Origin of the sequence: Streptomyces sp. DH-12, assembly GCF_002899455.1 — a bacterium.
In the GTDB taxonomy this organism is placed as follows: domain Bacteria; phylum Actinomycetota; class Actinomycetes; order Streptomycetales; family Streptomycetaceae; genus Streptomyces.
In genome coordinates this window covers 2,683,212-2,708,650 of sequence record NZ_PPFB01000001.1, presented here as the reverse complement: position 1 = coordinate 2,708,650, position 25,439 = coordinate 2,683,212, and the positions used below count along the sequence as shown (strand labels likewise).

Here is a 25,439-nt window from a genome sequence, read left to right as displayed (position 1 = left end):
CTCGGGGCGTCTCGGGTTACCGACAGGTCACCTTTATGAGACTGCCTGTCAGCAAGCCCGTCAATCCCCCGTGCACGACATGTCGCCGGCCGGACCGCCCGGTCCGCCCGGCGCATACGGGCCGGGCGGACCGGTGACGCACCGCAGGGAGCCGCACCGCAGGGGTCACCCGGGCCTCAGCACCGCCTCCATCACCGCCCGCGCGACCGGGGCCGCCGTGCCGCCGCCGCTGATCTCCCCCCGGCTGCCCTCGGCGTCCTCCACCACCACGGCCACCGCCACCTTCGGCTCCATCTCGTCCTCCCGCTGCGCCCAGGAGATGAACCAGGCGTACGGCGTGCCCGAGTTGCCCAGCCCGTGCTGCGCGGTGCCGGTCTTCCCGCCGACCACCGCGCCGGGGATCGCCGCCTTCCCGCCGGTGCCGTCCTCCACCACCCCCCGCATCAGCTCCCGCATCCGCATCGCCGTCGCCGGGTGCATCGCCCGCCGCACCGGACGCGACCCCGCCGCGGACACCGTGCCGCCGCCCGCCCGCGTGGTCCGCTCCACCAGGTACGGCTCGCGCACCTGCCCGCCGCTCGCCACGGCCGCCGCGACCGTCGCCATCTGCAGCGGCGTGGCCCGCGTGTTGTACTGCCCGATCGACGACAGCGCGAGCTGCGCCGCGTCCACCGTGGTGTCGAAGGTGCTGGGCGCCACCCGGAACGGCACGCGCCGGTCCGGGTCGTTGAAGCCGAAGCTCTCCGCCGTCTCCCGCATCCGCGCCACCCCCGTGGCGACCCCGAGCTGGGCGAACACCGTGTTGCAGGACCGCACGAACGCGTCCCGCAGCGTGGCGTCCTCGCAGTCCCCGGCCCCGTTGACCAGCCGGGTCGTCGTCCCCGGCAGCAGGTACGGGTCGGGGGAGCGGGTCGGCTCGTCCAGGTCCTTCACCGTGCCCGCGTCCAGCGCCGCCGCCGCGGTGACCACCTTGAACGTCGAGCCCGGGGGATAGGTGCGCTGCACCGCCCGGTTCAGCATCGGCCGGTCCGGATCGGCGTTCAGCCGCGCCCACGCCTCCCTGGCCGTCCTGCCGTTCCCGGACAGCGGCTCCGGGTCGTACGACGGCATCGACACCAGCGCCAGGATCCGCCCGGTCGACGGCTCCACCGCCGCCACCGCGCCCTTCCGCCCGCGCAAGCCCTCGTACGCCGCCTGCTGCGCCCGCGGGTCGATCGTGGTCAGCACGTCGCCGCCCGCGCTGCGGGACCGGGTGAACTCGTTCCACAGCGGCAGCGGCGCCAGCATCGGGGCGGCCCCCGACAGCACCGCGTCCTCCGTGCTCTCCAGCAGCGTCGTGCCGTACTCCTGCGAGGCGAAGCCGGTCACCGGGGCGTACAACGGCCCGTCCCGGTACGTCCGTTCGTAACGCAGGTGCTCCCCGGTGTCCCGGGACCCGGTGACCGGGCGGCCGTCGACCAGGATGTCGCCGCGCGGCTGCTGGTACCGCACGATCGCGGCACGGCGGTTGGCCGGGTTGGCCTCGTAGTCCTCGGCGTGCAGCACCTGCACCCGGGCCGCGTTGACCAGCAGCGCGACCAGCAGCAGCGCGCAGAACAGCGCCGCGTGCCGGATGTGCCGGGTCACCGGAGGGCACCCGGGGCGGCCTGCCGCCGCGCGCTGTCGCCGAGCCGGACCAGCAGCGCCACGATCGCCCAGTTGGTCACCACCGAGGAGCCGCCCTGCGCCAGGAACGGCATGGCCATCCCGGTCAGCGGGATCAGGCCGGTCACCCCGCCCGCGATCACGAACACCTGCAGCGCCACCAGCGAGGCGAGCCCCACGGCGAGCAGCCGCCCGAACGGGTCGCGCAGGGCGAGCCCGGCCCGGTAGCCGCGCTCCACCAGCAGCCCGTACAGCAGGAAGATCGCGGAGAGGCCGGCCAGGCCCAGCTCCTCGCCGGCCGTCGCCAGGATGAAGTCGGACTTCACGGCGAAGCCGATCAGCACCGAGTGCCCGAGCCCGAGCCCGGAGCCCAGGATCCCGCCCTCCGCGAAGGCGAACAGCGACTGGGCGATCTGGTTGGGGCCCTCGCCCGCCTCGATGGAGGCGAACGGGTGCAGCCAGGTCTCGATCCGGTGGTGCACGTGCGGCTCCAGCCGGCCCACCGCGACCGCGCCCAGCGAGGCCAGCAGCAGGCCCACCGCGATCCAGCCGGTGCGGCCGGTGGCGACGTACAGCAGCACCACGAACAGGCCGAAGAACAGCAGCGAGGTGCCGAGGTCCCGCTCCAGGACCAGCACGCCCACGCTGACCAGCCACACGGCGAGGATCGGGCCGAGCACCCGCCCGGTGGGCAGCTGCATGCCCCAGACACGGCGGCCCGCGTAGGTCAGGGCGCTCCGGTTCGCGGCGAGGTACGCGGCGAAGAACACCGCCAGCAGCACCTTCGCGAACTCGCCGGGCTGGATGGAGAACCCGGCCACCCGGATCCAGATGCGGGCGCCGTTCACCGCGGGGAAGAGGATCGGCACGGTCAGCAGGACCAGCGCGGCGGTGACGCAGAGGTAGGCGTAGCGCTGGAGCGTCCGGTGGTCGCGCAGCACCAGGATCACCGCGATGAACAGCGCCACCCCGAGCGTCGACCAGATGAGCTGGGCGGGGGCGGCCCGGTCGCCGGGCGTCTCCAGGTCGAGCCGGTAGATCAGCACCAGGCCCAGCCCGTTGAGCAGCACCCCGATCGGCAGCGGCAGCGGGTCGGCGAGCGGGGCCCGCCAGCGCACCGCCAGATGGGCCAGCAGGGCGAGCACGCCGAGCCCGGCGCCGTAACCGGCGGCGCCGGGCGGGACGGTGCCGTTCCTGGCGAAGCCGACGGCGCAGTAGCCGTACACCGACAGTCCGACGGCCAGGACGATGAGGGCGAGCTCCACGCCGCGGCGTCCGGTGGGGCGGGCGGCGGGCGCGGGCGGATCCGCCGTCGCCAGGGTCGTACCGGCCTTGCTCATGCCCGGAATTTACCCACATGCGACGCTTCGCGTGGTGCGCTCATCAGCACCAGCGTGGCGCGGGACCGATGTTGTCGATGTACCGGGCCGGGGCCCAGGCCCAGGTGCCGTCCGTGAGGAGGTACCAGAGCGGGTTGCCGTCGACCTTGTCGCCCGGCACCTTGCAGTGGATCGAGACGACGTCGCCCTTGTGGGCGTACCGGATGACCTTGGAGCCGCGGTTCGGGGCGCTGCGCAGGGCCAGCTTCTGCGCGGTCACGACGCCGCGGTACTCGCCCTGGTCGCCGTGGTCGCCGCCGGCCTGGTTGCCCCCGCCCTGCTGGCCGTTGCCGCCCTGCTGGTGGGAGCCGCTGTTGTTCCCGGCGCCGTTGCCGCCCTGCTGGCTCCAGTCGCCCTGACTGCTCTGGCCGCTCTGGCCGGGGTCGTCGGCGGCGAGGGCGGGGGTGACGGCGGCCGCGACCGCGAGGGCCCCGGCGGCGAGCGCCATGGGCAGACGGCGGGTGAGCGGGAGACGCGGGGGACACAGGGGCATGGCGGTACCTCCAGGGGAGACAACGGGTCGAAGGTGACTTGTCGCCACATTAGGAGCGCCCCCCGGGCACCCGCCCGCCCTGCTGCGCCATCGGGGACGGCGCTCCGCCCTCCGGGTCACACGCCGCGGCCCAGCCGGCCGCCCCCGGTCACTCCGCCAGTCCCTCCAGCTCCTCCAGCATCCGCGCGGTGGCGAGCCCCGTCCGCAGGTAGTCGACGAACAGGTCGTTGTGCAGCGCCCAGGAGGAGCGGCGGGACCGGATCAGCCGGATCGCCGCCTCGGCCGGACGGCCCCGGCGCATCAGTGCGTGCGCGACCACCAGACCGGAGCGGTTGTAGCCGTGGAAGCAGCGCACCAGCACCGTGCGGCCCGCGTCCAGGGCCTCGCACGCCGCCTCGGCCAGCCGGATCACCCCCGCGATCTGGGTGCCGTCCAGCGGGCCGTCCGGGATGGGCCACACGTGGTGCTCGACCCCGGGGTCGGGGCCGTGCTCCGGCAGCCGCAGCAGGGTCTGCACCAGGTCGAACTGCCGGCGCACCACCACCTGCTCCAGCCGGCCCGCGGGCCCGCGGACCTGGTGCCCGCCCATCCACAGGCCGGGCACGATCTCGTCCCACGGGCTGTCCGGAGCCGGTACGTCGGGTCGACTCTCGCGGGTACGCAACGGCGCCTCCCACCCTCACCGGCCAACTCCTGTCCACGGTATCCGGCTTCTTGCCCCCGCAGCACCCCGCCTGTTCCCATGGAAACGGGTGAAGACGGGGGGAGACGGGGGAGACGGGGTGATGGCGCATGGACGGACCACGCGTCGTGCCGGCCCGCCGGCACGGCAGGGGCTTCCTCCACGTCCGCCTCCCGGACGGCAGGACCGTCGCCTGGTACGACCCTGAGGCGGCCCGTGTGCACCTCCTCGACGCCGACCACGAGGAGGAGGCGCTCGCCGCCCTGGCCCCCTACCTCACCGGCCCGGTCTCCGTCGGACCGCCCCCGGTCCCCACCCCCGCCGACCTCACCCGGCTCTCCCTCCCTCCCGACGACGACCTCGCCCCGAACCGTCCCGGCGAGGCCCTGCTCGTCGACCTCGACCGGAACCCCGGCCCGGCCCGCCGGCTGCGCCCGGACCCGCGCCGCGGGGAGCTCGCCGCGCAGCAGGCGGTGGGCGCGGTCCTCGACGCGATGGACGGCGCAGGCTGGCACGCCCTGCACTCGCTGCCGCTCCCCGGCGGCCACGACGTCCACCACCTGCTGATCGGTCCGGGCGGCCTGTACACACTCCACGCCCGCTCCGCCCACCGGCAGCGGGTGACCGTCGCGGAGCCCCGGGTGCGCATCGGCCGGCGCCCGCCCGAGCCCGTGCTGCCCCGGGTGCGCGCCGACGCCGACCGGGCCGCCCACGCCCTGACCGCCGAGGTGCGGCCGGTGCTGGTCCTGGTCGGCGCCCGCCGGGTGACGGTCGCCGCCGCGCCGCGCGGGGTGCGCGTCCTGACGGACGCGGACGTGCCGGGGCTGGCGCGCGGGGGAGGCGTGCTGAAGCCGGCGGACGTGGAGGCGCTGTACGCGACGGCACGGGACCGGAGGACGTGGGCGGGGCTGTGAGCGCCCGGGACGGACACCGTTCCCGGTCCGTCCCGGGCGGGGTGCCGACGGGCGCCGCCGCTCCGCCTCGATGACGGGAGTCATACGATGAGAATCTAGTGCAAACTATGACAAACGCTCCGATGCTGATCGGCGGACGACCGGAGAGGTGCTGCACGTGAGGTCCATCTGGAACGGCGCGGTCTCGTTCGGGCTGGTCAGGATCCCGATCAAGCTGGTGAACGCCACCGAGAACCATTCGATCCCCTTCCGCCAGATCCACATCGAGGACGGCGGCAGGATCCAGTACCGGAAGTTCTGCGAGCTCGAGGACCGCGAGGTCAGCGGCAAGGAGATCGGCAGGGGCTACGAGGACGCGGACGGCATGATCACCCCGATCACCGACGAGGACCTGGCCGGGCTGCCGATCCCCACCGCCAGGACGATCGAGATCGTCGCCTTCGTGCCGGAGGACCGCATCGACCCGCTCCAGATGGACGCCGCGTACTACCTCCAGGCGGGCGGGACGTCCGCGGCGAAGCCGTACGCGCTGCTGCGGGAGGCGCTGAAGCGGAGCAGGAAGGTGGCCATCGCCAAGTACGCCCTGCGGGGCCGGGAGCGTCTTGGCATGCTGCGTGTGGTGGGCGACGCGATCGCCATGCACGGCCTGCTGTGGCCGGACGAGGTCCGGGCCCCCGAGGGGGCCGCGCCGGCCGCCTCCGTCACCGTGCGGGACAAGGAGCTGGATCTCGCGGACGCGCTGATGGACGCGCTCGGCGAGGTGGACCTGGAGGACCTGGAGGACGAGTACCGCGCGGCGGTGGAGGAGGTCGTCGTCGCCAAGGCGGCCGGCGAGACCCCGCGGGGGGCGCCGGCCCCGGAGCCCGGCGGCGGCAGGGTCCTGGACCTGATGACGGCCCTGGAGAACAGCGTCCGCGCGGTCCGCGAGTCCCGCGGCGAGGACGCCGGGGTCGAGCACCTGCCGCAAGGCAGGACGTCCCGCTCGTCCCCGAAGGAGACAGGCGGCAAGAAGTCGACGTCGACGGCGAAGAAGACGACGTCCTCACCGCGCACGGCGACGTCGAAGACGTCCAGGACGAGCCATAGCGAGAAGAAGGCGACGGCGAAGAAGACCCCGGCGAAGAAGGCGCCCGCCAAGAAGACGGCCTCCCGCAAACGCCCGGCCTGACCCCGGCCCCGTGATCCGCAGGCATCCGTTCGTTCTGTACGGCTTGTTCCGTACGGCTCGCGGGCGGGCCGCGATCCCCTTCCAGCGGTGCCCGTTTCGTCCAGGTCCATCAGGCGGGTGACGCGGAACACACTCACCAAGGCGCCGATGCCGGGGAAGAGTTACCGAGACGTAGTGGCACTGTGGAAAACAGCACGAAGCCCGTGCAAGCGGCCTTGTCCGCCCCGCGGAACGCAACCGCACCTCACGTCCCGCGCGGCCGCCTCACCGGGCTCCGCCCCCGACCGGCACGGCGGTCCGACTGATCCCGGCGGCCGGTTCCGGCGTCTTCCCCTGGGGGCGCGTTCCGGCATACGCGACCCGCCGGACCGGCCGGCACGACCGCGCCGGACGGGCCGGAGGGTGATCCGAGACTGCGGTGGAGGGCATGGACGAGAACGAGTTCGACGCTTTCTACGCGGCCGCCTTCCCCCGTCTGACCGGCCGGCTGTTCGCCTTCACCGGGGACCTCGGCGAGGCCCAGGACGTGGTGCAGGAGGCGTTCGTGCGCGCGTGGGACCGGCGCCACCGGCTCACGGCCGACGAGGCGCCGGAGGCATGGGTGCGCACCGTCGCCATGCGCCTCGCGGTGAGCCGCTGGCGCCGCGCGAAGCGCTGGCTGGAACTGGTGCGGCACTCCCCGCCGCCCGAGGCGACGCCCGGACCGGACCCCGACCGCGCCGCCCTGGTCGCCGCCCTGCGCCAACTCCCGGAGTCCCAGCGGATGGCGGTCGTGCTCCACCATCTGTGCGACCTCAGTGTCGAGCAGGTAGCCTCCGAGACCGGCGCACCGGTGGGCACGGTCAAGGCACGCCTGTCCCGGGGACGGGCGGCACTGGCCAGACACCTGGCGGTGGACGAGGCCGAGGAGCCGGCCTGGGAGGGGGGCGGCCGTGTCGGATGAACTGTCCGCGGCCCTGCGGGAGCTGGCCGCCCGGCACGAGGCCGCGCCGCCCCTGGCCGCCGCGGAGGTCCGGGACCGCGCCCGGCGCCGCTCGCGCCGCCGCAGGACGGTCCTCGCGCTCGGCACGGCGGCCACGGCCGCCTGCGCGGTCACGGTCGTGACCCTCGCCCCGCACACCGGCCACCCCACCGGAGAGCGGCACCGCCCGGGTGCGCCCCCGGCCACCTCACCCAGCCCCGCCCGGCCCTCCGCCACCCCGACCCGCGCACCCCGCCCGTCCGGCCGGCTCGACCCGCGCCTGCGCACCCTCACCTTCGGCGACCGCGTGCTGCGGGTCGACCTGCGCGCCGCCGGCCGCCTCCCGTCCGGCGCCCGGCTCACGGTGGTCGCCCGGAGCTCCGACGCGGTGCTGCCGCTGCGGACCAGGACGGAGGTCCGCGAGGTGAAGGTGCCCCACCTGGTGGAGCTGCGCGCCCCCGGCGGCGAACGCCTCTACGCGGGCGCCCTCTCCTTCGACGCCAAGGTGCTGCGCGCCCTCGCGGGCACCACGGGCTGGGTGGGCCTGAGCGCACGGGACGCCGAGTGGCTGCACGACCGGCTGCGCGACGGCGACCGGATCGAACTCGCGACGACACCCGCCCCGCGCTGAACGCCTTTCCCGAACAGGTCAGTCGACCAGTCCGCGCCGGTACGCGTAGACGACCGCCTGCACCCGGTCCCGCAGCTGGAGCTTGGACAGGATGCGGGACACGAACGTCTTGACCGTCTCCTGGCTGATCACCAGCGCCGCCGCGATCTCGCTGTTGGACAGCCCGTCCGCGATCAGCCGCAGCACCTCCAGCTCGCGCGGGGTCAGCGGGATCTCCCGGTCGCCGCCCTCGACGGGCCGGATCCGGGAGGCGTACCGGCCCACGAGCTGCCGGGTCACGTCCGGGTCGAGCAGCGCCGCCCCCGAGGCCACCGTCCGGATGCCGAGCAGCAGCCGGTCCGGCGGCGCGTCCTTCAGCAGGAACCCGCTCGCCCCGGCGCGCAGCGCCTCGTAGACGTACTCGTCGAGGTTGAACGTCGTCACCACGAGCACCTTCACGGGATCACGGACCCCGGAGCCGGCCAGCAGCCGGGTGGCCTCGATGCCGTCCAGCACCGGCATCCGCACGTCCATCACCACGACGTCCGGCCGCACCCGAGCGGCCAGGCCGACGGCGGCGCGCCCGTCCGCGCACTCGCCCGCCACCTCCATGTCGGGCTGCGCGCCGATGATCGTCACCAGCCCGGTGCGCACCAGCGTCTGGTCGTCGCAGACCAGCACCCTGATCGGAGCGCCGCTCACGACGGGCTGCCGGTGGGTATCCGCGCCCGCACGGCGAACCCCCCGCCGGGACGCGGCCCCGCCTCGAACGCGCCGCCCAGGACGTCCACCCGCTCACGCAGACCGGCCAGCCCCCGCCCACTGCCGCCCGGCGAGGCCACGGCCCCCGCTCCGGGACCGTCCGTGCCGACCTCCACCGTGATGTCCCTCCCACTGTGCCGCACCAGAACCGAAGTAGGTCGCCCGTGAGCGTACTTGAGCGCGTTGGTGAGGGACTCCTGCACCACCCGGTACGCCACCAGGTCCGCGCTCCCGGTCGACGCCGCCGGGGTGCCCTCCTCGGTGAACTCCACCGGCTGCCCGGCCCGCCGCGTCTGCTCCACCAGCGTCAGCAGCCGGCCCACCGGCGGGGTCCGGGAGCCCTCGCCGTGGTCCGGGTTCAGCAGGTCGAGCAGGTGCCGCAGGTCGGCGACGGCCCGCCGCCCGGTGTCGCTGACCGCGGTCAGCGCCTCGTCGAGCCGCTCGGGCGCGGCGGTCAGATACCGCGCCGCCTCCGCCTGCACCACCATCGCGGTCACATGGTGGGTCACCACGTCGTGCAGCTCCCGCGCGATCCGCGCCCGCTCGGCCGCCCGCGTCCGCTCCGCCACCTGGTGGCGCCGCTCCGCCTCGGCGATCCGGGTGGAGCGCAGCCACGCCCCGCCGCCCCACAGCAGGCACAGCGCCACGTAGAACGACACGAACTCGGCCGGCGGCTCGTCCGTCCCGCGCCGCAGCAGCTCGGCGACGAACAGCACGTATGCCAGGGAGCCCACGGCGACCGTGGTGCGCCGGTACCGCTCCAGATGGGCGCCGGCGCTCAGCAGCGCGAGAGGGAGCGCCGTCCCCGCGAGCGAGTGGTACCCGCGCAACTGATCGAGCACGAAACCGGCCGCCACCAGGGCCAGACAGAGGACCGGCCACTGCCGCCGCAGGGCGAGCGCGAGGCACTGCGCCCCGATCGCCACGGCGGCCACCGCGTCGTACGGACGCTCCGCGAGCGCGCCGATGTCGGTGCCGCTGCCGCGCAGACTCGGCACGAACGCCAGGACGCACAGCAGCACGCCGAACGGCAGGTCCCGGACCGTGACGTGCGTCCGGTCCCAGACCTGCCGCAGCCCGCGCAGACGGATCACCGGGAGAGCACGGCCGCGTCGGCCCGCTTCGAGCGGCGGGGCATCAGATGGCCGCGCCGACGGGCCAGCACCAGGAAGCCGGCGGTCACCAGCAGCCCGGCCGCCAGCGTGTACAGGCTGGCCTCGGGACCGAACTCACCCCCGCTGATCAGCGTCGGCCCGGACGTGGAGGCGTCCAGCAGACCCTGCTGGGTGTCGTTGCCGGAGACCTCGGTGCTGAAGAGACCGGACGCGGCGAAGTTCCACCCGAAGTGCACGCCGATCGGCATCCAGAGGTTACGGCTGGCGACGTACGCGGCCCCCAGCATCGGCCCCGCCGACAGCGCGATGACGGCGGCGCCCCACAGGCTCGCGTCGGGGTTCGCCAGATGCCACGCGCCGAACAGCACACTGGTCGGAACCAGCGCCCCCCACGTACCGAACCGCCCCTCCATGGTCCTGAACAGTACCCCGCGGAACAGCAGCTCCTCCGTGACGGAGGCGCCCGCCATGAACCCGGCCAGCCCCACGGCACCGGTGTACGACCCCCAGCCCTCCACCTCGTAGTGCCCCATGAACGCGATGTTCGCCACCACGGACACGAACATCAGCGTCCCGATCAGCACCCCCCGGCCGACCGCCCCGACCGCGCCCTTCCGGGCCACCTCCGTGACCGTCCGCCGCTCGGTGCGCCCCACCACCCAGGCGTAGACGTACACGGACAGCACCGCCGCCACCAGCCCTGCGCCGAGCGTGGCCCACGGATTGTCCTGGACCGCGGCCACACTCTGTCCCGCGACCATGGACACCACCACCACGGCCAGCAACTGCCAGACGACACGCACGACTTGCTCCTCGGCGAAAGGGGGAAACGCGGCGGTGAGAGGACCGCCGCTCCGACACCCCTGACGCTACGGATCCGCGTCGCGGGAAGCGTCACCAGCGAGTGGACACCCTCGCGTAGCTCCCACGGGGGACACGGGGCGCGGTGTCCCCCGTGACGACGGGACGTCGCGCGCGGGGTCCCCTCATGGCGGCGGGGCGCCTCAAGACGACGCGTCCCCTCAACGCCACCCCGTCACGGCGCTCAGCGCCACCCCTTCACGACCCCGGAGGCGAGCCCGCGGACATGAACGCGGTGCTGACCGCCCCACGGCCCCACCGAACGCGGACACGGACGCGGCGACGCACCCTCCAAACGGGGCTCCTGACAGGGCAGGATGACCCCATGGCGGACACCCCCATCGCGAACACGCACCAGTACGAGGCCTGGAACGGCTACGAGGGCCGGCACTGGGCCGACCACCAGGCCCGCTACGACGCCCTGAACGACCCCGTGAACGCCCCGCTGCTGGACGCGGCGGCCCTCCACGGCACGGACACCGTCCTGGACATCGGCTGCGGCAACGGCCGCCTCACGCGACTGGCCGCCCGCCGCGCCCGGCACGCCGTCGGCATCGACCTGTCCGCCCCCATGCTGGAACGCGCCCGAGCGACCGCCGAAGCCGAAGGCCTCCCCCACGTCACCCACGTCCAGGCCGACGCCCAGGTCCACCCTTTCGAACCGGCCTCCTTCGACGTGGCGTTGAGCCGCTTCGGCGTGATGTTCTTCGCGGACCCGGTGGCGGCGTTCACGAACATCGCCGGGGCTCTGCGGCCGGGCGGCCGCCTGGCCTTCGTCTGCCTCCAGTCCTTCGACCGCCAGGACCAGGCGAGGGTGTTCGAGGCGGTGGCGCACCACGCGCCGCTGCCGGACCTGACGGCGGCGTCGGAAGCGGGCCCGGCCTCCTTCGCGGACCCGACCCGCACGCGGGCGGTCCTGTCGGCGGCGGGCTTCGACGGGATCGACGTGACCCCTCTGGACACCGAGCAGGTATGGGGCACGGACCCGTCCGACGCGTCGGCCTTCCTCTTCGCGTGGGGCCCGATGCGCCACTGGCTGCGTGACACCCCGGCTGAGGCGGTGGAGCGCGCCCGCGAGGCGGCGACGGAGGCGTTCGCGGCGTACGCGACGGAGGAGGGGGTGCGGCTGATGTCGCGGTGCTGGCTGGTGACGGGCGGACGGCCGGGGGCCGCGCGGACGGTGTGACGGGACCCGACCGGGCCAGGCGCACGCTCGCTCCCGGATCTCCGCATCCGAGGGGCGACCGATGTGATCACGCGCAGGTGATCGGCGTGTGCCGGAGCGAGCCGGCCGGTTACTGCTCGGTCACACGGAACGGCTTTGGCCAGCCTTTCCCTGTCGAGGGCCAGGGCGCTGCCGGGGGTGGCGGGGGAGCGCGTCACGCCGGGACCGCCCCGCCCTGGCTCTGCTGCTTGCGCGCCTGCTGGAACCGGTCCCGCAGGGCCTGCACCTCATCCTCGGTGATGGCGCCGTGGTCCGCCTCGACGGCCTGGATGAGGTCGTCGAGGTTGTCCCGCTCGATCTGGCGGGCGACGGCCGCGGCGACGTAGGACGACAGACCGGAGGTGCCGCTGCGCGCACGAGCGGCCTCGGCGATGTCCCGGGGCATCGTGATCGAGTACTTCCGGGTGGGCTCACTCATGCTCTTCATGCTCTTCCGTACGCCACCACCATGAGGGGTGCGCGAGTGTACGGGGGCGCGGAGTGGGCGCGATAAGGACTGATGGCGGCGAGATAGAGAAGCACGGCGTCGGGCGCCACCGGTGGGCGGAGGAACACCCCGCATGATCGCTGCCCACCGGGTGCATGATTTGTCATACCGTCCGACTAGCCTGCCCCGCATGGGGCTTGGCGACATCAGGTACGACCACGTCATCGCGGCGACCGAAGAGTTCCGCCGCCTGGGCCGGGACACCTTCCTCCAGACGTACGGCTTCGGGCGAGCCAGGTCGTACGAGATCGTGCTGGACGGTCTCCGCTACGACTCGAAGGCCATCGCGGGCGTCGCCCACGGGTACGCCACGGGTGACTTCCTGAGGGCGGCGGACTTCAGCGGCGGCGCGGCCACGGTGGCCCGATGTCTGCGCGAGCTCGGCTTCGTGGTGGAGACCGGTGAACCATCCCGCGACCGCGCCGCCCTGCTGGCGTGCCTACGGAGACTCAAGGTCTCCCGCGGCCCCGGAACCCCGGCGCCCAGCCGCCACCAGCCGTTGAGCCTCCTGTGGGCGATATCCCGCGCAGCCGACGAGCGGCCCCGCCTGATCCCGTGGCCGACGTTCCGGGACGAGGTCGGCCCGCTCCTCGTCGAGTTCGGCCTGCCCAACGCGAAGTCCACACCGGAGTACCCGTTCTGGCACCTCCAGGGCAGCGGACTGTGGGAGGTCCGAGGCATACCGGCCGAGCTCACCAAGAAGATGCCGAACACGTGCACCTTCAACGAGCACCATCCGCAGGCCGGCTTCACGGCCGAGACCGCGGATCTCCTCCGCGACCCGGTGACCCGCCTGGACGCCATCGCCACGATCTGCGAGACGTATCTCGAGGACGTCGACCGCCAGGCCCTCTTCGCACGGATGGGCCTGTCCGGATACACCACCGCAGGTGGGCTGCTGAACCCCTCGGGGGAGGAGAGCGGCGGTGCCGCCATGGACGAGCACGGGCGGGCGACCGGCCCCGCACCGCGCCGTGAGGCGACCCGTTCCGTCATCGTCCGGGACGAAGCCCTGGCCAGAAAGGTTAAGGAGCTGGAGGACAACCGGTGCCAGATCTGCGGTACGACCCTCCGCCACCTGAACCGCCCGTACAGCCAGGCCGCGCACATAAGAGGCCTGGGCAGCCCCCACCACGGCCCCGACGAACTCCAGAACCTCCTGTGCCTGTGCGCGAACTGCCACGTCCTCTTCGACGGCTTGGAGATCTACGTCGACTCCGACGGCCTGGTCAGAGGGACGAGAGGCGACAGAGCCCCCAGCCCACTCCGCCGCGACCCCGGACACCCGGTGAACGAGGCGCACATCGCCTACCACCGCACTCTCTGCGACCTCCACGCGCGGACGCCTGGCGCCGGCTGACTCGGCCGCCCACGACCGGGACTGGGAACCGGCCGAGGCGGCCGAACGCGCGGACGCTCGCGTCACTCGGCCACGTAACGCGGCATGCGTCCCTACAGCAGGTGGTCGGCCTTCCCGGCCTTGATGTCGGTGATGAGGGTGCGCAGGGCTTCGAGGGAGTCGGTGAGGGGGCTCTCCTCCTGACCGGCGACAGCTATGTACCCGTTGCCGTCGGCATCGGTACCGAGGCGGAAGCAGGAGCTGCCCTCGGCACAGAACGGGTCCTCCCAGGTGATGTCGGGCATGGGTCCTCCTCATAGTTGGCGTGCGATGTCACGGACGAAGTCCCTGGACTGCTCTGGCGGCAGAGCCAGACTTTCCAACAGATCGAGTTGCGCCCGGTATTTCGCCAACTGGCCCTCGGCGTGCAGGAAGGTGGGCCCGTGAGAGCTGTCCACCTGCACCGTATCGAGCTGCGGTACGGGCCCTTCGATGTGGACGACCGTCTGCCCGGCCCCAGGGAACGCGCCGTGGGCGAAGGGGAGAACGAGCACGGTGACGTTGTCCCGCTCGGAGACCTCCAGCAAGTACTCCAACTGGGCACGGGCCACGGTGGGACCGCCGAACTGCATCCGGAGTGCGGCTTCGTGGATGACCGTGACGTAGGGGACTGCCTTGTCGCCGGTGATCACCTGCTGGCGTTCGGCGCGCAGCGCGAGGCGCAGAGCAACCTCGTGCTCGGGCAGGGGAGGAACCGCGGCCCGGAAGATGGCCATCGCCTGCTCCGAGGTCTGGAGCACCCCGGGCACATGCACAGTGTTGGCGCCGCGCATGCGCACGGCGTGGCTCTCGATCTCCGCGATGTCCAGCAAGCCTTGGGGCAGGATGCCTCGGTAGCGCTCCCACCACCCCGTACTCGCCTGAGTCATCTCGACGAGCGCCTCGATGTACTTCTCATCGGTCACATCGCAGTTGCAGGCCAATGTGCGCAGACGGTCGGCGCTGATGCCCCGCACTCCGGACTCGATGTTGGAGATCTTGCCTCGGTCCACACCCAGTAGGCCGGCTGCGAACTCCGCCGACATCCCTGACGCGGTACGGATGCGCCGTAGCTCACTCCCCAGTCGCTTCTGTCGTTCCGTAGGGGTCGTCCTCGGGGGCATCGGCGTTCCTTCCATCCCGTAGAGGTCGCTCGGCGGCTTCTGGGGCCCGCCGTACCCTCCGTGGTGAATTCTCCTGAGCGCGTGGAAAATTTACCACCGACTGCTCTACTGTCAGTGCAGCGAACGCTACACACCGCAATGCCGGAAGTGCACCGCGCGAGCATGCCCGCCTGCCCTGGGACGGGTACGCCCGCGACCAGGGCGGTAGGCCACCGGCGGACTCAAACCCCTCACACAGCACTGGAGTTCGTCATGCCCGAAATCCCCCTGGTGCCCATCCACTGGCGTCTCCCCGCCCACCCCACCTCCGTACGGCGGGCCCGCCACGCGGTGACCGAATCCCTGCCGCGCGCCCTCCGCCCGCGCCTCGGCGACGACCTCGGACTGCTGACCTCCGAACTGGTCACCAACGCCATCCGCCACGGAGCGCGCGGGGAGGACGAGGAGCTGATCGAACTCGTCCTGTGGCCCGCCGAAGGACACTACTGGCTCGCCGTCTCCGACCCGGGCATCGGCAAGCCGGAACTGGCCCACCCGAGCGCGGACTCGGAGAACGGCCGGGGCCTCCTCCTGGTCGACCACCTCGCCGCGGCCTGGACCGTCCGCCCCCGCCCCACACGGGGCACCTCCGTGGTCGCCGGCCTCGCTTACCGCCAGGACGACTGACCTGGCGAAGCGGTCGGCCGGGCCGGCCTGACAACGGGGCCCTCACCGCACTGTCAGGCCGACCGCCCCAACTCAGCGGACCCGAAGTCGTCGAGCGCGTAGAGACCCCTGGCATCCCGTCCGCGGCGTCTTTGGTGCTAAGGGCTGTCCCGCAAAGCATCGGGCCCGGCTGTCGCTCGTGAGGCGGCCGGGGACATGATGGCCTCGTGACGAACAGCCCGCAGGCAGCTCCGGCCCGGATCCCGGGTTATGACGGCGGCCCTTTTCAGTACCAGCCCGAACTCCTGGACGAGCACCTATTTTGGCTGGGCCACCTGCACAACTACTACTCCGAGAGCGAAGAGGCCGAGGAGCTCGTAGGCGGTACGGACGAGGAGGAGGCCGGAGCCTTGCAGTCCCGGCTGCTGGGAGGCGACACCTGGCCCGTCTTCACGGTGCCGCTCGCCGGTGACCATCGCCTGTACGTGGTGTATCGCGCCTTCGAGGAGAACGAGGGCATCGACTACCTGCTGCACCACCCGGACTGGGACGAGACCGAGCAGCTCGCACAAGACGATGGGCACTTCATGGGACCCGGCCTGTCCTGGGCCGAGCTGACCGCCGCGGCGGACAATCGTCTGCCCGGCGGCAGCACCACCGATGCTCACGCCCGACTGTTGCTCCTGCTACCCGCGTTCAGCGATGACGCAGTGCCGGATGGCGCCGTTGAGCGCCTGACGGCAGCATTGCGCGCCTACACCCGGCTCGAGTCGCCCGAGCGACTCGCCGCGGCACTCCTGGAAGATCAGGGGCCATGCGGTCCCGTGCACTGGACCAAGGCCGAGGGTGGCTACCCGATCAACGACGGCGAATACTCCTTCCGCAACCCCGCCAACCGCTTCGCCTGGCCCGCCGCACGTCTGGCCCGAGTCGCCACCGCTCTGGCCCCTCCAACGGCCAGATCGATGAATGAAGAGTAGATCTGCACGAAGCAGCGCCCGATCACAGCAGTCACGACCTGGAAAGATCAGGCCGTGACTGGTGTGATTACGGCGTCGGAATCATCCTGGATAGCCCCGTTCACGGGGCTGAGCCCACGGACATTCGTCAAGTTGGTGGTCCAGCTGCGCCGCGAGGGTGCCGATGCCCAGGTCCGTGGCCGGCCGTGGAAACTGTCGCTGGAGGACCGGGTGCTGCTGGTCGCGGCTTACTGGCGGACCAACCTGACGATGCGACAACTGGCACCGCTATTTGGGGTGTCGAAGTCGGCTGCCGACCGGGTGATCCGTGACCTCGGGCCGAAGCTCGCCCTGCGGCCCCGCCAGCGGTTCGCCAAGGATGCCGTGCTGATCGTGGACGGCACTCTGGTCCCCACCCGCGATCACAAGGTGGCCGAGCAGCCGAAGAACTATCGCTACTCCACCAACCATCAGGTAGTCATCGACGCCGACACCCGCCTGGTCGTGGTGGTCGGCCAGCCGCTGCCCGGCAACCGCAACGACTGCCGCGCTTGGGCCGAATCCGGCGCGCAGGCCGCCGTCGGCAACACCACGACCATCGCAGACGGCGGCTACCCCGGCACCGGACTGGTGATGCCGCACCGCCGCCGCAAGGGCGAAGAGCTACCCGCATGGAAACAGGCCCACAACAAATCCCACAAGCAAGTTCGGGCCCGCGTCGAGCACTGCTTCGCCCGCATGAAGACCTACAAGATCCTGCGCGACTGCCGCCTGCGCGGCGACGGCGTTCACCACGCCATGCTCGGCATCGCCCGCCTGCACAACCTCACCCTCGCCGGATAGGCGAGACCACCCGCCCGAGGGGGCACATCCCGAACAGCCGGAAGATCATTTACGGGACAGCCCTTAGGCGCCTCAGCTCGTCGGATAGCCGATCTCCGCAATGTCCTCCGAGAGATCCGCCATGACGATTTCCGAGTTCAGCGCGCGGACCACCTCTTCGGTCAGCGGGCGGGAGGAGAAGACGTGACGAACGGCCTCCAGGTCGACCGGGACCTCGTAGTAGTCCTCGGCCCATCGCTGGAACGCCTCCGGGGTGCGATCCACCAGCAGTTGGAAGAGGTATCCGGCACCGTCCGGATCCTCTGTTGCCGTATCGGGGAAATCGATCGTTCCCGCCTTCCAGCGGTCGTCGACCGTCTCTCGCCACGTGCAGGCGGTGACAACAGGCATCCCGTCCTCGTCGGAGAACGCCGGCTCCTCGACGTAGGCCCGGAAGACCTCGGGAACCTCGTCGAGCACGCCGGGCCATGGCCCGTCTTCCGCATAAGGGCTCATGGGCGACTCGTGGTCGAACCCTCGCACGTAGGCGCCGGCGGCCGAGAAAACGATCGAGTACTCGTCGCCCGACCCGCTCCGCATCGAGGCCATCGACTCCGTCTCGGACCAGTGGTCGTCGAAGGAGTGGCGACGGTTCTCCCACTCAGGGCTCAGAACTGCCTCCAGGACGGCCATGGAGCGGCAGTGCTCACGTAGGACTGCTATCTCGGGCAGGTGTCGAGCAACGTCATGAACGGTCACTCGCTCATCCAAGCGCACGCATCTGACACGCCAGGGTCCTGACCGGTGGACCACTCCGAGGACTGCGGCCTGTCCGTCCCACCTGGGCAGCTCCGACGTACGGCCACTCCTAGCGGCATACGCCTGCACACACGCGAAGACCCCGGCCTCAGCGTTTCCGCTGGTGACGGGTCTTTGGGCATCCCATGATGGGTGCCTCCGGCAAGATTTGACCTGTGCACACGGCTCCGGAGGCCGCTTCCGCCTGGTGCTCGCATGCAGCTCACAGCTCTTTGCCGACCGGGTATGGGCTCCCCTGTCCAGAGATAGTCCACGGACCCTCTGGGTGCCTAGAGGCTTGCAGCCAACTGTTTAGCGTATCGGCAGTACTTCCAATACATCCAAGTTTGCGATGTTCTGTCCCAATCACCGTCACCCACCGACACCTGACCGCGGCGGGCGGCCTGGTCTCCGCGAGCGCTGGAGCTTGCCAGAGCGGTCAACACCGCCTCAACAGCTTGATGTCAGAGGCGTTGTCTAGGCTCGTCGTCGCTGAACGAGACCTAGGGGGGCCATGAGGATCAAGGACCTGACCAGTGCCGCCGCTGTAGAGAAGGCACTAGCCGAGTACGACAGCCTGGGAAGACAAGCGTTCCTGGCGTGGTGCAAGTGAGATATTCGCATGAAGAGGCTGCTCAAGTAATGCTGAGCGCGGGGCTGACGCCCCAGAAGCCGTACCCAGGGTCTAAGAAACCCTGGCACTGTATCTGTACAGCGTGTGGACACTCTATTTCTCCCACCTTCAGCAACGTGCGTGCCGGAGGTGGGTGCAAGTTCTGTGCTGGAAGAGTCCTGGAACCTGCCAAGGCCGAACAAGAAATGCGCGCTGGCGGGTTTATTCCATTGGACCCCTACCCTGGGGCGGGGAAGCCGTGGAGATGTAGGTGTATGAAATGTGGAAAAGAGCCTAGTCCCACGCTGAGCACGGTCCGAGCTGGAAAGCGATGCAAGTTTTGTATGGGTCGCGTGGTTGATCCTTCCGAGGCTGAGAGAGTGATGCGGGCAGCCGGACTTGAGCCGGAGGAACCTTACCCCGGTCTTGTAAGCAAGCCCTGGCCGTGCGTATGCGTGAACTGTGGCAACCGCGTAACCCCCATGTATTCAAACATCCGCGCCGGCGGTGGCTGTCGCTTCTGCGCGGGACAGGTGGTGATCCCGGCTCAAGCGGAACGAGTTATGCGTGACGCTGGTCTTATTCCACAAGAGCCGTATCCGGGTTCGGCTCGCCCATGGCGAAGCATCTGCGAAATAGCCGGTCATGTCGTGTCACCGATGTATGCCACCGTCAAGAACGGTAGAGGATGTAGGATTTGTGGGCGGGAGAGGATGAAAAAGAAGAAGACTCTCTCGGAGAATGATGCCAGACTGGTGATGCTCTCAAAGGGTCTGATACCGCAGGTTCCCTATCCTGGTTCTGGTAGGCCGTGGAAATGCATTTGTGAGTCATGTGGAAACACGGTTACTCCCATGCTTGGCACTGTCCGAAGAGGCCATGGCTGCAAATTCTGTGCCGGAATGATAGTTCTTGCAGAAGAGGCGAGTCAGGTGATGCGAAGTGCGGGCCTGGAACCGAAAGATCCGTATCCGGGAGCGGGCAAACCTTGGCGGTGTGTATGCACAAAATGCCGGCGCCGCGTGAATCCACGGCTCAGCGACGTTCGTGCGGGACGAGCAGGGTGTAAGTATTGCGCGGGCCACACTGTGGATCCAGTGGATGCTGATAGAAAGATGCGGGAAGCCGGGCTCATCCCACAGGAGCCATATCCCGGCTCTGAGAAGCCTTGGCGCTGTGTCTGTGCAACCTGTGGACGGGAAGTGATGCCCGTTTGGAGCAAAGTTCGACAAGGTACTGGGTGTCGATACTGTGCGATTTCTGGATTCGACTATGCAGCACCTGCTCACGTCTATGTTCTTATGCATCCCTTGGGGGCGGTGAAGATTGGTATCGCAGGTTCGGCGGCACGGAATAGAAGATATATAGATCACTCCCGCCAAGGTTGGGTCCTCTTCAAGCGCGAGCAATTCCATTCTGGAGCGGACGCCTGGCAAGTAGAGCAGGCTGTCTTGAGACAACTGCGAGGTGAAGGATATATGCCTTTCATGTCTGCTGACGAGATGCCTCAAGGTGGGGAGACGGAGACCTTTGATGCAGATCTAATTTCCGCGTACGCCATCTGGAAAATGGTGCTACGCGAAGCCGATAAGATCGGAAACTCGGGGAGGAAGTATCGTCAAAACGAAGCATCTTAGGAATCCACTGGGGCAAGTGGAGCGCGAATATGGGAACGCATCGCAGAATGCCTCTCAATGACGTCGGCAGTACGTTGACGGCTACGCCCGCCGGCGAAAGCAAGAACTAGGGGCCAGTGACGACACCTGCCCCGTAGCTCTATGTCGGTCGGTCAGTAGTGGTCATCAGGCGTTTGCGAAGCCCATAAGGACCACCTCCAGTCGCGACCGGTTGCTTTGGTCGCGGTACTTCGTTGCTGTACTGCTGATACAGGATGGCCTAGCTCCACCGCGAAAGAACTCCACCGCGAAAGAATGAGACAAATAACTTTTTGACCTACTTGCCCTAGTCGCCACCAAGTGATGCTAGAATTATCCCGCCCACAAGTTAAGTGGTAACGATACGGAGTCGTAGGCATGGAAAGTCCCCAGGCAATCTCAATCCCTCGCCAACAGCGCGTAGCTGAAGTGCACGAAGGAGATGCCTACGACCTAATGGGAAAGCTCCCGCATGAATCCGTTGACCTAATTATCACGTCGCCTCCGTATTGGGGGCTTCGGACCTACGGCCTAACTCACAACGAAAATATCCTGCAAGAGTGGCTGGCTGAGGGGGGGACCAAAGAGCAGGCGCCATCCTATGATTGGTATCGACTGCACGGGGGATGCTTGGGGATGGAACCCATGCCTGAGTGGTACGTGTCCAACCTTGTCGAATTCTTCCAGCGAGGTGCAGCTGCACTCAAGCCTGGCGGGAGCCTGTGGGTAAATATTGGTGACACTTATTTTGCGCGCTGGTCGAGCATTAGGCTGGATGGCAGGCAAGGGCTGGGAGATAATCCACGGATGCGCCGGAAGACCCCTATGGGTGGTTTCCGGCAGGAGAAGCAACTCCTTCTAATTCCGGCGCGTTTCGCGATTGCCATGCAGGAGAATCGTTGGATCCTGCGCAATGATCTTATTTGGGAGAAGCGTAATGTGCCACCCAGGCCCGAAAAGGATCGGCTTCGCTTGGCGCACGAGCACTTCTACCACTTCGTGAAGCGCCCCAAGGAGGGGCGAGCCAAGTACTACTACGACATGTCAGCGGTAGAGGCCGGCGCGCGTGACGTCGTAACTGTCAACGCAGCGCCAGGTTCTGACGGGCACTCGGCCACTTTCCCTGTTAAGTTGATTGAACCTAGAATCCTCAGCTCATGCCCGCCTGGTGGCCTCGTCCTGGACCCCTTCTGCGGAACAGGTCGCGCGCTTTCTGTTGCTGTGGAAAATGGAAGGCGGGCCCTCGGCTTCGAAATTACATCGCACTTCTCAGCCTCTGCGCGAAAAAACATCTCGGGCGGACTCGCAGTGGACGAAGAGGAACCCGACACCATGGTCGTTGAACAGAGCGAGGATGCACTCTTCTAAAAGATGCGAGAGTCACTCTGGCGCTGTCGCAACTGCGCAGCGGCCTTACGCTTCACTTTCGCGACAAACTCGCCTCGGGTGATGGGTGAGTTTCCGCCTGAAAACATCGCCCGAGTGTAGTCTTCAATGCTGGTTCGCACAGTCTCCACGTGTGGCATTGCGAGTCGACCGTCATCAAGAAGCGTTCCGTTGTAATCAAAACCCATGAAGGTTATATTCCACGGGTCGGAATCACTTAGGGGCGTGAAATTAACGCGATCTCTGAGCTGTTCGAGGATTTTTTGCTGCATTACTACATAGAGGGGCACGGATATCTGTTGTAGGTAAGTTCCCTTCTCGGCTACTTGCGTGCCGAGCCTCTTGTAAACATTACTGGTATTCACTCCATAATCGACTGTGTCTGGCCGGTTTTTCTTGGTAGCTTCCCTTGTGAAGTACTCTCGCCATTCGCCTGGCTCACCAGCTTCCCAAGCTTTGAAGGCAGGGCCCACGCCCCCGCCGCGCAGATCGATGGCCTGAGTTTCGATGGCGATCGCCTTGATCTCACCGGGTCGACTAACATCGGTTGTGTAGGCAACATAGTCGAGGTTCAGTTTCGGTCGCTGCGTCACGGTGACCTCCGGCACCAGATAGGCATGCTGGTCGCCGAAGTAATCGCGCATTGCCCACTGGGTGGGCCTACCGTCGAGCCTGTGGTCACATACAGCGTAGGTGTGTTGCTGTTCGTCCCAGTTGGCTCGGTATGTCACGGAACAGTAGCCGAATCCATACTGCTTCTTCTTTTCGCAGGAGCCGCCAGAGAAGGGGCAGTGTTCCGCTTCTTGGGCGGCTTGTGCTTCCGGGGTCGTGGAATCATGCGGATAGCCGTAGATCTCCACAATTGGGAAGATTCGCCCACGCTGCTGTGACCTTGGCATGTTGAACCAGCCCCCCCTGACGGTCTAAGCATCACCTCTAACTGCGATGATCTTAGTGTGGCTTGATGGGTCATCAGCAACGTATGGCCCGGAACGGTGGTGCCTGCCATGGGCTGAACCAACGAGCGGCCGGCATACTGCGTCAGGCCGGTGGAACGGCTTTGGGCTGGAGCTGCTTTGGCGCGAGTGATCATGGCCCCGTAAGCTTCCGGCGCGTCGGGCAGTCTGTGGACCTGCCCGGTAAAGCACGACGTTGGGGCCATGATCTTCGAGGCTCGTGCCAAAGTGGCTGCGTAAAGCCGTGGAGCCGGCCGCCCCAGCCACGAAGGGGTTTTCCCCTCTCATGGCGCGCCCGTCGTCCGGCCGGTGGCCAGGTGCGTGGATCAGCGGGCCGTGCGAACGCCCGCGCATCTGGCAGTGTCGGCCCGTATACCGCCGCCACCACGATCCGGCCTCTCGCGGTGACACAAAGCGTCTTTGACCTGCACCGTTGAGGATCATCGTTCGCCCCCGTGCCCGTGTTGGAATGTGGCCGCTGCGGGCGGCGACGGGCGGGCGGCGACGTGCGGCCGGTGGCGAAGACAGGTGAGGCGGCGCGGCGGCGACCGACCGGCGCCGCCGCGCTTGGCGCGGACCTCGGGTCTTGATCCGACCTACGGAAGTAGGCAACCGGGTGGAAAGGGGGTGCGCGGTGGTCTTGGTAGCGGGGGGTTGGGGTCTAGCTGCAGTCTGCGTCTTTCCCTTCCTGAGGCCGGATCGTGGTGGTGGTGGCATGCGAGCCAGGAGCGGTCGTTGATGCGCTTGGGCGGAGTGCGCGGCGGTCGGGTTGGCGATGATCGAAGAGCGCCGCTGGCCGTTGGACCAGCGAGCGAAGCGAGCCTTGATGAACGTAGGGAAAGTCTTACCGCACCCATGATCGGCAACCGCCCCGATCGTGGCCTGTCGGCTCTTTGCTCACCTCGGCTAACGTTCCATGCATGCCTTCTGCACTGGACACGCCCCAGGGAGCGGCCGAACTCGCCGAGTCCCTGCTCCCTCCGCTCGGGAACCGCTGGCTGCACACTCAGGCCGTGGCCGCTCGGGCGCGCGAGGCTTCCGCGGCTGTGTCCGAGGCGGACCGGGATCTCCTCGTCGCTGCCGCGTGGCTGCATGACATCGGCTACGCCCCCGAGCTGCGTGACACCGGCTTCCATCCCCTCGATGGTGCTCGGCACCTCGAATCGCTGGGTGCGCCGGCGCGCCTGGTGCGGCTGGTCGCTCACCACTCCGGAGCCGTGTACGAGGCGGAGCAGCGCGGGCTCTCGGCGGAGCTGGCCGTCTATGAGCGGGAAGACTCGCCGGTCCTCGACGCCTTGATCTTCGCTGACATGACGACCGGCCCCGCCGGGCAGTCCTTCGACTTCGACACCCGGATTGACGAGATCCTGGTCCGTTACGAGCCGGGCAGCGAGGTACACAACGCGATCAGCAAGGCACGGCCGTATCTCCGGGACGCTGTCGAGCGGACTCGCGACCGCATGGCGCATCAGCCGATGTAGGGCTCCGCCCGGTCGGCCAGGCCGTGCTCGATCCTCATGCGCATCGACGGGTGGATGTTCAGCTCGTCCAGCTTGCTCGGGTCTACGAAGGCCACTTCCTTGCTCTCACTGCTCGTCCGCAGCTCGCCGCCGGTGATGCGGGCCTGGAAGCAGATCGAGAACTGCTGGCGGACCTCGCCGTCGTCGTACGCCATGACGTGGCCTGGGTTGGTGTAGATGCCGACGAGGCCGGTCACCTCCACGTCGAAGCCGGTCTCTTCCTTCGTCTCGCGCACGGCTGCGTCTGGGGCCGACTCGCCCAGGTCGACGCCGCCACCGGGCAAGGCCCAGAGGTCGTTGTCGGTCTTGTGAATCAGCAAGACCTCTCCGGCCTCATTGCGTGCAACGGCGGTCACGGAGGGGACGAGGCTGTTCGCCTTCGGGGCGTTGGGATCGTTGAAGTAGTCGACACGGGCCATGTGTTCAGCGTTGCACGTCCGGGGCCTGTTACGCCTCCCGGCCCCGCTCCCATGCATAGTCGAAGCTCCGCATGTAGTGCCGGAAGGTTCGCGCTCCGGGGAGGTACCGGAAGTGCATCACCGGGTTCTGGCCGGCGGGAGCTCCGAGGACGTGCGGGTTCACGAGAACGTCCTCGTCGAACCGGTAGATCGAGTTGTAGAGGATCGTGTCGTGCAGCCGGACTTCGACGCCGGGCGTCGACATGGCGGGCTCGAGGTAGCGCCGGGTGATCCGGGCACGTGCGGCCAGGTCACCGCCGATGCCCTCCTCTTCGCCGCGCTGGCGGACCGCTTCGGAGTCGGGATCGCCGAGCAGGATGCGGACCTGGGCGCCGGCCTTCGCCTTCTCGGCCAGTTGGTCGGGCAGGTCCGGGTTGCTGTCGAAGAGGAAGAGTCCGGCGTACACGAGGATGTCGACCTGGTCCGTCGCCTTCTCGATCAGGGATGACCAGAGAGGGGCGGGCACCGCGCCACGGTGCGGGTAGTACGTGATCAGCTCGGACGTACTGGCCTTCTCCGCCTGCTTCTCCACGGACGGCCAGACGTAGACCTCGTCGACCCCGAGGAAGCTCGCCGCCTTCCAGCGGTGCCCGCGGTGCGGAGTGCGGCCGGTGGTGATCCACCGCTCGACGCTCTTGGGGTCCACTCCGACGTGCTCGGCAACGGACTGGATCGTCTCGCCCTTCGCTGAAATCGCCGCGCGCAGACGCTCGTTCGCCATGACGTGCCCTTCACTCGGACGGCTAGGGACGTTTTGACGGTAGCTCAGACGTCCCCAAACGTCCATACGGGCGGTGATGCGTCCACCAGTTCTCACGGTCTCC

Annotated in this window: 26 protein-coding genes; 12 read left to right on the top strand and 14 right to left on the bottom strand. The window is 68.9% G+C overall.

Annotated features, from left to right (window positions below; translation table 11 throughout):
- Window positions 1-165: 165 nt before the first annotated feature.
- The 4 genes from C1708_RS10790 to C1708_RS10775 form a co-directional block, all read right to left on the bottom strand.
- Window positions 166-1,626: a penicillin-binding transpeptidase domain-containing protein gene (locus C1708_RS10790; protein ID WP_106412467.1), complete on the bottom strand. Its 1,461-nt coding sequence runs from the start codon at window positions 1,624-1,626 to the stop codon at window positions 166-168.
- Window positions 1,623-2,984 carry an FtsW/RodA/SpoVE family cell cycle protein gene (locus tag C1708_RS10785; protein ID WP_106412466.1) on the bottom strand — a complete coding sequence of 454 codons (1,362 nt, stop codon included), beginning with the start codon at window positions 2,982-2,984 and terminating at the stop codon, window positions 1,623-1,625. Before C1708_RS10785 ends, C1708_RS10790 begins: the two co-directional genes overlap by 4 nt.
- A 43-nt stretch (window positions 2,985-3,027) precedes the next feature.
- A complete protein-coding gene (locus C1708_RS10780) occupies window positions 3,028-3,516 on the bottom strand; it encodes an SH3 domain-containing protein (RefSeq protein ID WP_106412465.1) in 489 nt (162 codons plus the stop codon).
- Window positions 3,517-3,664: 148 nt separating this feature from the next.
- The gene (locus C1708_RS10775; RefSeq protein ID WP_106412464.1) at window positions 3,665-4,180 is read right to left on the bottom strand and encodes a protein-tyrosine phosphatase family protein; all 516 of its coding nucleotides are present in this window, start codon (window positions 4,178-4,180) and stop codon (window positions 3,665-3,667) included.
- A gap of 128 nt (window positions 4,181-4,308) precedes the next feature.
- Here C1708_RS10775 and C1708_RS10770 point away from each other — a divergent pair, with 128 nt between their 5' ends.
- The 4 genes from C1708_RS10770 to C1708_RS10755 all read left to right on the top strand — a co-directional run bounded on the left by C1708_RS10770 (window position 4,309) and on the right by C1708_RS10755 (window position 7,872).
- Window positions 4,309-5,112, top strand: coding sequence for an NERD domain-containing protein (locus C1708_RS10770; RefSeq protein WP_106412463.1), 804 nt, complete (start codon window positions 4,309-4,311; stop codon window positions 5,110-5,112).
- Window positions 5,113-5,269: 157 nt separating this feature from the next.
- Entirely contained in the window at window positions 5,270-6,280 is a 1,011-nt protein-coding gene (ku, locus tag C1708_RS10765; protein WP_502696060.1) for a non-homologous end joining protein Ku, read from the top strand.
- Window positions 6,281-6,707: 427 nt separating this feature from the next.
- Window positions 6,708-7,223, top strand: a complete 516-nt coding sequence (locus tag C1708_RS10760) for a SigE family RNA polymerase sigma factor (protein ID WP_106416242.1) — start codon at window positions 6,708-6,710, stop codon at window positions 7,221-7,223.
- Window positions 7,213-7,872, top strand: coding sequence for a hypothetical protein (locus tag C1708_RS10755; protein WP_106412461.1), 660 nt, complete (start codon window positions 7,213-7,215; stop codon window positions 7,870-7,872). The genes C1708_RS10760 and C1708_RS10755 overlap by 11 nt, the downstream gene beginning before the upstream one ends.
- 18 nt (window positions 7,873-7,890) lie before the next feature.
- Here C1708_RS10755 and C1708_RS10750 read toward each other — a convergent pair whose 3' ends face one another.
- The 3 genes from C1708_RS10750 to C1708_RS10740 are packed head-to-tail and all read right to left on the bottom strand — an operon-like array spanning window position 7,891 to window position 10,531.
- Window positions 7,891-8,553 (bottom strand): response regulator, encoded by a 663-nt coding sequence (locus C1708_RS10750; RefSeq protein WP_106412460.1) that lies wholly within the window; start codon window positions 8,551-8,553, stop codon window positions 7,891-7,893.
- Window positions 8,550-9,707, bottom strand: coding sequence for a sensor histidine kinase (locus tag C1708_RS10745; protein ID WP_106412459.1), 1,158 nt, complete (start codon window positions 9,705-9,707; stop codon window positions 8,550-8,552). Before C1708_RS10745 ends, C1708_RS10750 begins: the two co-directional genes overlap by 4 nt.
- Window positions 9,704-10,531, bottom strand: coding sequence for a CPBP family intramembrane glutamic endopeptidase (locus C1708_RS10740; protein WP_198602456.1), 828 nt, complete (start codon window positions 10,529-10,531; stop codon window positions 9,704-9,706). Before C1708_RS10740 ends, C1708_RS10745 begins: the two co-directional genes overlap by 4 nt.
- A 383-nt stretch (window positions 10,532-10,914) precedes the next feature.
- Between C1708_RS10740 and C1708_RS10735 the strand changes: the two genes are divergently transcribed.
- Window positions 10,915-11,775, top strand: a complete 861-nt coding sequence (locus tag C1708_RS10735; RefSeq protein WP_106412458.1) for a class I SAM-dependent methyltransferase — start codon at window positions 10,915-10,917, stop codon at window positions 11,773-11,775.
- Between the two features lie 193 nt (window positions 11,776-11,968).
- Here C1708_RS10735 and C1708_RS10725 read toward each other — a convergent pair whose 3' ends face one another.
- Entirely contained in the window at window positions 11,969-12,232 is a 264-nt protein-coding gene (locus tag C1708_RS10725) for a CopG family transcriptional regulator (protein ID WP_106416240.1), read from the bottom strand.
- A 199-nt stretch (window positions 12,233-12,431) separates the two neighbouring features.
- Between C1708_RS10725 and C1708_RS35020 the strand changes: the two genes are divergently transcribed.
- Window positions 12,432-13,661, top strand: coding sequence for an HNH endonuclease (locus tag C1708_RS35020; protein WP_157951267.1), 1,230 nt, complete (start codon window positions 12,432-12,434; stop codon window positions 13,659-13,661).
- A 92-nt stretch (window positions 13,662-13,753) separates the two neighbouring features.
- On the opposite strand, the gene C1708_RS10715 is transcribed toward C1708_RS35020, so the two are convergent.
- Window positions 13,754-13,945 carry a hypothetical protein gene (locus C1708_RS10715; protein ID WP_085570913.1) on the bottom strand — a complete coding sequence of 64 codons (192 nt, stop codon included), beginning with the start codon at window positions 13,943-13,945 and terminating at the stop codon, window positions 13,754-13,756.
- A 9-nt stretch (window positions 13,946-13,954) separates the two neighbouring features.
- Window positions 13,955-14,803: a helix-turn-helix domain-containing protein gene (locus C1708_RS10710; protein ID WP_106412456.1), complete on the bottom strand. Its 849-nt coding sequence runs from the start codon at window positions 14,801-14,803 to the stop codon at window positions 13,955-13,957.
- Window positions 14,804-15,055: 252 nt separating this feature from the next.
- Between C1708_RS10710 and C1708_RS10705 the strand changes: the two genes are divergently transcribed.
- From C1708_RS10705 to C1708_RS10695, 3 genes are all read left to right on the top strand, one after another.
- The gene (locus tag C1708_RS10705; RefSeq protein ID WP_106412455.1) at window positions 15,056-15,469 is read left to right on the top strand and encodes an ATP-binding protein; all 414 of its coding nucleotides are present in this window, start codon (window positions 15,056-15,058) and stop codon (window positions 15,467-15,469) included.
- A 206-nt stretch (window positions 15,470-15,675) separates the two neighbouring features.
- Complete coding sequence (locus C1708_RS10700) at window positions 15,676-16,428, top strand: hypothetical protein (protein WP_106412454.1); 753 nt, start codon at window positions 15,676-15,678, stop codon at window positions 16,426-16,428.
- A gap of 54 nt (window positions 16,429-16,482) precedes the next feature.
- Window positions 16,483-17,250, top strand: coding sequence for a transposase (locus tag C1708_RS10695; protein WP_106412453.1), 768 nt, complete (start codon window positions 16,483-16,485; stop codon window positions 17,248-17,250).
- Window positions 17,251-17,322: 72 nt separating this feature from the next.
- Here C1708_RS10695 and C1708_RS10690 read toward each other — a convergent pair whose 3' ends face one another.
- Window positions 17,323-17,988, bottom strand: a complete 666-nt coding sequence (locus C1708_RS10690) for a hypothetical protein (protein WP_106412452.1) — start codon at window positions 17,986-17,988, stop codon at window positions 17,323-17,325.
- A 553-nt stretch (window positions 17,989-18,541) separates the two neighbouring features.
- Between C1708_RS10690 and C1708_RS36115 the strand changes: the two genes are divergently transcribed.
- The gene (locus tag C1708_RS36115) at window positions 18,542-18,640 is read left to right on the top strand and encodes a ScoMcrA-related endonuclease (protein WP_502696059.1); all 99 of its coding nucleotides are present in this window, start codon (window positions 18,542-18,544) and stop codon (window positions 18,638-18,640) included.
- 2,033 nt (window positions 18,641-20,673) lie between these two features.
- Entirely contained in the window at window positions 20,674-21,663 is a 990-nt protein-coding gene (locus C1708_RS10680; protein ID WP_106412451.1) for a DNA-methyltransferase, read from the top strand.
- Here C1708_RS10680 and C1708_RS10675 read toward each other — a convergent pair.
- On the bottom strand, window positions 21,660-22,541 hold the full coding sequence (locus tag C1708_RS10675; protein WP_157951265.1) for a NotI family restriction endonuclease: 882 nt from the start codon (window positions 22,539-22,541) through the stop codon (window positions 21,660-21,662). The genes C1708_RS10680 and C1708_RS10675 overlap by 4 nt on opposite strands.
- Window positions 22,542-23,557: 1,016 nt before the next feature.
- Here C1708_RS10675 and C1708_RS10670 point away from each other — a divergent pair.
- Complete coding sequence (locus C1708_RS10670) at window positions 23,558-24,118, top strand: HDIG domain-containing metalloprotein (protein WP_106412449.1); 561 nt, start codon at window positions 23,558-23,560, stop codon at window positions 24,116-24,118.
- Here C1708_RS10670 and C1708_RS10665 read toward each other — a convergent pair.
- Window positions 24,106-24,576 (bottom strand): NUDIX hydrolase, encoded by a 471-nt coding sequence (locus C1708_RS10665; protein ID WP_106412448.1) that lies wholly within the window; start codon window positions 24,574-24,576, stop codon window positions 24,106-24,108. The genes C1708_RS10670 and C1708_RS10665 overlap by 13 nt on opposite strands.
- A gap of 28 nt (window positions 24,577-24,604) precedes the next feature.
- A complete protein-coding gene (locus tag C1708_RS10660) occupies window positions 24,605-25,336 on the bottom strand; it encodes an XRE family transcriptional regulator (RefSeq protein ID WP_106412447.1) in 732 nt (243 codons plus the stop codon).
- Window positions 25,337-25,439 lie beyond the last annotated feature (103 nt).

Excerpts from the sequence above, each read along its gene's own strand:
- C1708_RS10785 (WP_106412466.1), bottom strand. The coding sequence starts at position 2,984 with ATGAGCAAGGCCGGTACGACCCTGGCGACGGCGGATCCGCCCGCGCCC.
- C1708_RS10780 (WP_106412465.1), bottom strand. The coding sequence starts at position 3,516 with ATGCCCCTGTGTCCCCCGCGTCTCCCGCTCACCCGCCGTCTGCCCATG.
- C1708_RS10770 (WP_106412463.1), top strand. The coding sequence starts at position 4,309 with ATGGACGGACCACGCGTCGTGCCGGCCCGCCGGCACGGCAGGGGCTTC.
- C1708_RS10760 (WP_106416242.1), top strand. The coding sequence starts at position 6,708 with ATGGACGAGAACGAGTTCGACGCTTTCTACGCGGCCGCCTTCCCCCGT.
- C1708_RS10735 (WP_106412458.1), top strand. The coding sequence starts at position 10,915 with ATGGCGGACACCCCCATCGCGAACACGCACCAGTACGAGGCCTGGAAC.
- C1708_RS10725 (WP_106416240.1), bottom strand. The coding sequence starts at position 12,232 with ATGAGTGAGCCCACCCGGAAGTACTCGATCACGATGCCCCGGGACATC.
- C1708_RS35020 (WP_157951267.1), top strand. The coding sequence starts at position 12,432 with ATGGGGCTTGGCGACATCAGGTACGACCACGTCATCGCGGCGACCGAA.
- C1708_RS10715 (WP_085570913.1), bottom strand. The coding sequence starts at position 13,945 with ATGCCCGACATCACCTGGGAGGACCCGTTCTGTGCCGAGGGCAGCTCC.
- C1708_RS10710 (WP_106412456.1), bottom strand. The coding sequence starts at position 14,803 with ATGCCCCCGAGGACGACCCCTACGGAACGACAGAAGCGACTGGGGAGT.
- C1708_RS10705 (WP_106412455.1), top strand. The coding sequence starts at position 15,056 with ATGCCCGAAATCCCCCTGGTGCCCATCCACTGGCGTCTCCCCGCCCAC.
- C1708_RS36115 (WP_502696059.1), top strand. The coding sequence starts at position 18,542 with ATGAGGATCAAGGACCTGACCAGTGCCGCCGCTGTAGAGAAGGCACTA.
- C1708_RS10680 (WP_106412451.1), top strand. The coding sequence starts at position 20,674 with ATGGAAAGTCCCCAGGCAATCTCAATCCCTCGCCAACAGCGCGTAGCT.
- C1708_RS10670 (WP_106412449.1), top strand. The coding sequence starts at position 23,558 with ATGCCTTCTGCACTGGACACGCCCCAGGGAGCGGCCGAACTCGCCGAG.
- C1708_RS10665 (WP_106412448.1), bottom strand. The coding sequence starts at position 24,576 with ATGGCCCGTGTCGACTACTTCAACGATCCCAACGCCCCGAAGGCGAAC.
- C1708_RS10660 (WP_106412447.1), bottom strand. The coding sequence starts at position 25,336 with ATGGCGAACGAGCGTCTGCGCGCGGCGATTTCAGCGAAGGGCGAGACG.